The 6,572-nt window shown below is 51.4% G+C and carries 7 protein-coding genes; 3 read left to right on the top strand and 4 right to left on the bottom strand.

Going from position 1 to position 6,572, the window contains the following annotated elements:
• Together UC14_RS18040 and sbcD are read right to left on the bottom strand one after the other, a co-directional pair.
• Positions 1 to 570: AAA family ATPase (locus UC14_RS18040; RefSeq protein WP_157962125.1), on the bottom strand; the 570-nt coding region annotated here is incomplete at its 3' end.
• Positions 567 to 1,805 (bottom strand): exonuclease subunit SbcD, encoded by a 1,239-nt coding sequence (gene sbcD, locus UC14_RS18035; RefSeq protein ID WP_112198142.1) that lies wholly within the window; start codon positions 1,803 to 1,805, stop codon positions 567 to 569. The genes UC14_RS18040 and sbcD, both read right to left, overlap by 4 nt.
• A 227-nt stretch (positions 1,806 to 2,032) precedes the next feature.
• On the opposite strand from sbcD, the gene phoB reads away from it, so the two are divergent.
• Positions 2,033 to 2,722, top strand: a complete 690-nt coding sequence (phoB, locus tag UC14_RS18030) for a phosphate response regulator transcription factor PhoB (RefSeq protein WP_013576682.1) — start codon at positions 2,033 to 2,035, stop codon at positions 2,720 to 2,722.
• A 22-nt stretch (positions 2,723 to 2,744) separates the two neighbouring features.
• On the top strand, positions 2,745 to 4,064 hold the full coding sequence (phoR, locus tag UC14_RS18025; RefSeq protein ID WP_112151727.1) for a phosphate regulon sensor histidine kinase PhoR: 1,320 nt from the start codon (positions 2,745 to 2,747) through the stop codon (positions 4,062 to 4,064).
• 33 nt (positions 4,065 to 4,097) lie between these two features.
• Here the strand turns inward: phoR and UC14_RS18020 are convergent, their stop codons facing one another.
• Together UC14_RS18020 and UC14_RS18015 are read right to left on the bottom strand one after the other, a co-directional pair.
• The gene (locus UC14_RS18020; RefSeq protein ID WP_013576680.1) at positions 4,098 to 4,430 is read right to left on the bottom strand and encodes a DNA-binding transcriptional regulator; all 333 of its coding nucleotides are present in this window, start codon (positions 4,428 to 4,430) and stop codon (positions 4,098 to 4,100) included.
• A complete protein-coding gene (locus UC14_RS18015) occupies positions 4,423 to 4,818 on the bottom strand; it encodes a type II toxin-antitoxin system RelE/ParE family toxin (RefSeq protein ID WP_112198141.1) in 396 nt (131 codons plus the stop codon). The genes UC14_RS18020 and UC14_RS18015 overlap by 8 nt, the downstream gene beginning before the upstream one ends.
• Positions 4,819 to 5,088: 270 nt before the next feature.
• On the opposite strand from UC14_RS18015, the gene UC14_RS18010 reads away from it, so the two are divergent.
• Entirely contained in the window at positions 5,089 to 6,192 is a 1,104-nt protein-coding gene (locus UC14_RS18010) for a cobalamin-independent methionine synthase II family protein (protein WP_013576678.1), read from the top strand.
• Positions 6,193 to 6,572: the final 380 nt, after the last annotated feature.

Raw genomic sequence — 6,572 nt, 5'->3', positions numbered from 1 at the left:
CTCAAACACGCGTTGAGAAAGCAGACCGTAAATCTCGGTGCCGGTCAGTTCTTCCAGCAATTCGGCGCGGTCGTTGGCATCGGCATTCAGAAACGCGGCGAACTGCCCCTGTGAAAGCATCATGGATTTGGTGAAACGGCCGAAATCCAGCCCGGTCAGTGTGGCGATGGCATCGAGTTTATCGCGCACTTTATCCGCCAGAATTTTGCCGTCGGCCAGTAACGCCAGCTCGACTTTCGGTGCCTGCAGATTGCCGTCAGGGGAATTTTTGGCGCGGCGCTGGCTCCAGAAAGCGCGGTAACCCACACCTTTGACTTCAAACTCCACTTCGGCCAGCGATTCTGCGGTGTGGCGGGTCATCAGTTCATTCTGGCTTGGTGTAATGTTCAGCCGTGGCGTCTGATGATAAAGCGCCAGACAAATGGCATCGAGCAGGGTGGTTTTCCCCGCACCGGTCGGGCCGGTGATGGCGAATAATCCGTTGCTGGCAAACGGCTCGGCGGTGAAATCAATTTTCCATTCGCCTTCCAGCGAGTTCAGGTTTTTTAAACGCAGGCTGAGAATTTTCATTGTGCGCTGTCCTCCGCGTTCTGACCGTTGGTAACCTGTTCAACCACCTGCGCAAACAACGTGCGCATCCGTGCCTGACGCGGCTCGTCAGGGTCCGGTTCCAGCGCCAGCCGTCGTTCAAACACGTCGCTGACGCTCAGTTCGCTGAGGGTTTCTTTTTCCTGCTGCTCAATACTGTTGATTCGCTGTTCTTTGCTGCGGCGTAACAGCACGACTTCTACCGGGAGATCTTCCGTCAGCGCCTGAATGCGTCGCTGGATGTCGCTGAGATAATCCTGGGTGGAGACTTCAATATCGAGCCACACCGGTTTGGCCGGATCACCGCCTTCGAACTGTGCCAGTTGGTGTTCAATCTCCACCAGCGAGCCTTTGATTACCTGCATCGGCTGGAAAACCGGGATTTCCAGTGTGTCGATGGCGTTGAGCGTCGCACCATCAAAATCAAGTAAGTACACACTTTTAGCTTTGCTCAGTTCGTCAAAACTCAGGGCAATCGGCGAACCGCTGTAACGGATATGTTCGGTTTTGGCGACGCATTGTGCACGGTGAATATGACCCAGTGCCACATAATCGACCGGCGGAAAGGCCTGCGCCGGAAACGCATCGAGCGTACCTATATAGATGTCGCGCACGGAATCAGAGGTACTGACGCCGACAGTCGTCAGATGGCCGGTCGCAATAATAGGCAGCGGCATGCCCAGTTCGTCACGTCTGGCCTGCGCAGCCTGCCAGAGCGCGTCATAATGCGCGGCGATGGCTTCCTGCAATGCCAGTTGCTTGTCGCTGCCGGACTGTCCCGCCTGGCTGGCGAGCAGATCACGCGGGCGTAAAAACGGGATAGCGCACAGTATCGCGCCGGGTTTCCCGTCACGCTGACTGAGCACTAAAATCTGTTCAGAAAGGTTTTCACCGACGGTGGCAATCACCCGCGTATTCAGGCAGGAAAGGAGCTCGCGCGATTCATTGAGCGTGGCGACAGAATCGTGGTTACCAGCCAGCACCACCAGCTGGCAGCCGGTTTGCTGTAATTCCACCACGAAGCGGTTATACAATTCGCGGGCATAACTGGGTGGGGATCCCGTGTCGAAAATATCGCCCGCGACAATCACGGCGTCGACCTGATGTTGTTGCACCTGACCGGTCAGCCAGCGCAAAAATGCCTGATGTTCGGCTGCACGGCTTTTAGTGAAAAAGTACTGGCCGAGGTGCCAGTCTGAGGTGTGGATCAGGCGCATGAGACTCCCGTATGAACCCTGGATGACGACAATGGGGTAAAGTATAAACGTCGGCAGGGGAAGCTGTCCCCGATAAATCAGACCAATTTCAGCAAGATGGCCGGAAATTATCTGTCATAGTTGACTGTAATGAACCATTCTTTTCATTCATAAATCTGTCACAAAACTGACGCATAATGGCGCCCGCAATCAAATAAAAGATCGCTAACCTATTGGCAGGACCTACGATGGCTAGACGTATATTGGTGGTTGAAGACGAAGCTCCAATCCGTGAAATGGTGTGTTTTGTACTGGAACAAAATGGCTATCAGGCCGTAGAAGCTGAGGATTTTGATTCAGCGATTGGGCAGCTTGTTGAACCTTACCCTGAACTGATCCTGCTTGACTGGATGTTACCTGGCGGTTCCGGTATTCAGTTTATTAAGCATCTTAAACGTGAGGCACTGACCCGCGAAATTCCGGTGATGATGCTGACCGCACGCGGTGAAGAAGAAGATCGGGTGCGCGGCCTTGAAGTGGGTGCCGATGATTACATCACTAAACCGTTTTCTCCGAAAGAACTGGTTGCCCGCATTAAAGCCGTGATGCGTCGCATCTCGCCAATGGCGGTGGAAGAAGTGATCGACATGCAGGGTTTAAGCCTGGATCCGTCGTCTCACCGGGTAATGGCCAACGAGCAGGCGCTCGATATGGGGCCGACCGAATTTAAGTTATTACACTTCTTTATGACCCATTCCGAACGTGTATACAGCCGCGAACAGTTGCTCAATAACGTCTGGGGCACTAACGTTTATGTGGAAGATCGCACGGTTGACGTGCATATTCGTCGTTTACGTAAGGCGCTGGAAACCAGTGGACATGACAGAATGATCCAGACTGTTCGTGGTACCGGATACCGTTTTTCAACGCGTTATTGAGCCCTCACAGCGGAGAATCTGTGTGCTAGAACGTTTGTCATGGAAACGACTGGCGGGTGAATTGTTTCTCTTTTGCCTGCCAGCGTTAATTCTCGGTATCTTCGTCGGCCATTTCGGCTGGCTCCTCCTGGTGTCGCTGATGGCGGCACTGGGCTGGAATTATTACAACCAGCTTAAACTCTCTCACTGGCTGTGGCTCGACCGCAGCATTACGCCACCGAATGGGCGCTGGAGCTGGGAGCCGCTGTTTTACGGGCTGAACCAGATGCAGATACGCAACCGGCGTCGCCGTCGGGAATTAGGTCAGCTCATCAAACGTTTTCGCAGCGGTGCCGAATCGCTGCCGGATGCCGTGGTGCTGACCACTGAAGATGGCAATATTTTCTGGTGTAACGGACTGGCGCAGGATTTGCTCGGTTTCCGCTGGCCGGAAGATAACGGGCAACATATCTTCAACCTGCTGCGTTATCCGGAATTCCGGCTGTGGATCCAGACCCGCGATTTCAGCCGGGCGCTGAATTTACAACTCAATAATGAGCATTATGTCGAATTTCGCGTCATGCCTTATTCCGAAGGACAACTGCTGATGGTGGCACGCGACGTGACCCAGATGCGTCAGCTTGAAGGCGCACGGCGTAACTTCTTCGCTAACGTCAGTCATGAACTGAGAACCCCATTGACGGTATTGCAGGGGTATCTGGAAATGATGGAAGACGCCAAGCTGGAAGAGCCTTTCCGCACTAAAGCGCTGGATACCATGCAGGAACAGACGCGGCGGATGGACGGGCTGGTGAAACAGCTGCTGACGCTGTCGAAAATCGAAGCCTCAGCGAATATTGATTTGCACGAAAAAGTGGATATTCCGGTGATGCTCGGCATGCTCGAACGTGAAGTGCAAACGTTAAGCAACGGCAGGCATGAAGTGGTGTTTCGCGTAAACGACAAGCTGAAGGTCTTTGGTAATGAAGATCAACTGCGCAGCGCGGTGTCGAACCTGGTGTATAACGCGGTTAACCACACGCCAGCGGGGACACGGATTGAAGTCAGCTGGCAACAAACGCCGCATGGCGCACAGTTCCAGATCAGCGACAACGGACCGGGCATTGCGCCGCAGCACCTGCCGCGCCTGACCGAACGTTTCTACCGCGTCGATAAAGCCCGTTCACGTCAGACCGGCGGCAGCGGACTGGGACTGGCAATCGTCAAACATGCGCTCAGCCATCACCACACGAAACTTGAAGTCATGAGTGAAGTCGGCGTCGGTACCCGGTTTATGTTTATGCTGGCGCCGAAGTTGATTGTTCCTCAGGAACAGGCCAGCCAAAGCGGCGTAAAGGGATAAAAATCAAGCCACAGCAACAAGCTGTGGCTTCTTTTAGCAGATGATCTGTAAACCTTTTTCTTCAATTAGCATCAGTAAGATCAGCGCCGCTCCGGTGGGTTTGGTTTCATCCCGCTCCCATTTTTGAATGCTGTTGGCGGACATATTGATGAGTCTTGCCAGTACGCCCTGACTGATTTTTTCTTTCTCACGCAAAGCGCGAATGCGTTCAGCAGAGCTTTCTGCGAAGGCTTTCAGTCTTTCCTCCTGAACGGCTTCATCAACTATTTTGTTAATTTCACGCATCGTGGTTTGTGTTACCACGCCAGATGAATCATGGAAGCGTTGAGCCATCCGCTGCATTTTTAGCAAACGTTCATCAACCATTAGAAATCACCTCTTTAATTAATCCATTTCGAAGTTCTGTTTCGAGTTGAAGCTCTGTGAAGTTGAGCAAATCTTTAGCAATTGCTTTATATAAAGACAGAAGTTTGTCGGGAATTTCATTGCCTTTCTTGCGGACACTATTTTTCAGCCACCCGTCGATATAAAAGATCTTATCTTCAAAACGAAAAGCGATGACTGCCCGGCCAAACCCTGACTTCGATCTCCCTGACGGTGCAATTCTCTTCTTGTAAACGTTGCCGGACAAATCCGCATCAAAAAGTCCGTTTGCCAGTTCATGTGCTGACTTGAGGATATCCTTTTCCGACAGTTTGCCGGCGGTCATGATGTCGTGAAAATCCTCTGTAACAAAAATACGTAAACAGTTCATGTCATCGTCCCTGGTAAAATAAACTATAGTATTTATTACTACAGATCGCAATGGGGCGAATATTGTCCAGCATCATGAAAAATGATGAAGCGATCATGAACTTTATTCATGTCCCATGAAAATTCCTCTGTTGCCCGTTAACACCCTGCATGACAGTATCTTCTTAAAGACGTTTAGACATCCAGATGTCTAAATATAACGCAGTGTAATTATTCACTTTGTGAATCATTCGCATTTCGCCACCGGCGGGATGTTATTAAGGAGTTCTTCATGCAACGTACAACCCCTCCATTCCGTGCAGACGTCGTTGGCAGTTTCCTGCGTCCGGCGGCGATTAAAGAAGCCCGTAAGCAGTTTCAGGCCGGTGAGATTGATGCCGCGCAACTGCGAGCCGTGGAAGACACCGAAATTCGCCGCGTGGTGGACTTGCAGCGCGAAGCGGGTCTGCAAGTGGTCACTGACGGTGAATTCCGCCGTGCATGGTGGCACTTCGATTTCTTCGAAGGTCTGGAAGGTGTCGAAGGTTACGATGCGGTGCAGGGGATCCAGTTCAACGGCGTACAGACTAAAGCGCGCAGCATTAAAGTGGTCAGCAAGCTCGGTTTCGGCTCGCACCCAATGCTGGAAGATTTCCGTTTCCTGAAAAGCATCAGCGGAAGTGCTGTGCCGAAAATGACCATTCCAAGCCCGAGTGTGATGCATTTCCGCGGTGGCCGTAACGCCATCAGCAAAGAAGTGTATCCGGATCTGAAAGCGTATTTTGACGATCTGGCGCAGGTTTACCGGGATGCGATTAAAGCGTTTTACGATGCCGGTTGCCGTTATCTGCAACTCGATGACACCGTCTGGGCTTATCTGTGTTCTGAAGATCAGAAGAAGCAGATCCGCGAGCGTGGCGATTCTCCGGAAGAGTTAGCACGTACTTACGCTGACGTGCTGAATAAAGCGATTGCAGGTAAACCTGACGATCTGGTGATTGGTCTGCATGTTTGTCGCGGGAACTTCCGTTCCACCTGGATTTCTGAAGGCGGCTATGAACCTGTCGCGGAGATCCTGTTTGGTGGCGTGAACATCGATGCCTTCTTCCTGGAATATGACAACGAGCGCTCCGGTGGCTTCGAACCGCTGCGTTTCATTAAGAAAGGCCATCAGCAGGCGGTTCTGGGATTGATCACCACCAAGTCCGGTGAGCTTGAACTGGCAAAAACCGTGGAATCACGTCTGGCCGAGGCGGCGGAATATCTGGATATCAACCAGATTTGCCTCAGCCCGCAATGTGGCTTTGCGTCAACGGAAGAGGGCAACAGCCTGACCGAAGCGCAGCAGTGGGAAAAACTAAAACTGGTGGTCGATATTGCTGCCCGCGTCTGGTAACCCCTGAAAGAGGTCAAATGATGACCTTATAAATATGCTGTAAACTGTGCGTGAAATAACCTGAAAGTGGTGATTTCACGCATTTTTAATCTTATCGGAGCATATCTTGTGCTTCATTAGTTCAAAAAACATACATATCATATGGTGTGTTTATCGCAGTATTTAGTGAATATACCTGCCTTGTAACATTAATTTGGTTAAACACTCTGCTTTTTGGATCCCGGCTTGCCTTTATACGCTATAAAAGATTACCTTAGCCCCCGCTGTCGCTCGATACTCCCTGCATAACAACGTAATCATCTGCATATCATCAGGCGTTTTTGCTCACTTCGCTCCTCACATGGGTGCTCTCTGGCTGTTATATGCCATTCATCTTTCTG

The sequence above is a fragment of the Rahnella sp. NRRL B-41462 genome (genome assembly GCF_003263525.1).
Taxonomy (GTDB): Bacteria; Pseudomonadota; Gammaproteobacteria; order Enterobacterales; family Enterobacteriaceae; genus Rahnella; species Rahnella aceris.
This window is presented reverse-complemented; position numbering and strand designations above follow the sequence as displayed.

Bases quoted from the DNA above. Each gene is read 5' to 3' on its own strand.
- sbcD (WP_112198142.1), bottom strand. From the start codon at position 1,805: ATGCGCCTGATCCACACCTCAGACTGGCACCTCGGCCAGTACTTTTTC.
- UC14_RS18015 (WP_112198141.1), bottom strand. From the start codon at position 4,818: ATGAACTGTTTACGTATTTTTGTTACAGAGGATTTTCACGACATCATG.
- phoB (WP_013576682.1), top strand. From the start codon at position 2,033: ATGGCTAGACGTATATTGGTGGTTGAAGACGAAGCTCCAATCCGTGAA.
- UC14_RS18020 (WP_013576680.1), bottom strand. From the start codon at position 4,430: ATGGTTGATGAACGTTTGCTAAAAATGCAGCGGATGGCTCAACGCTTC.
- UC14_RS18010 (WP_013576678.1), top strand. From the start codon at position 5,089: ATGCAACGTACAACCCCTCCATTCCGTGCAGACGTCGTTGGCAGTTTC.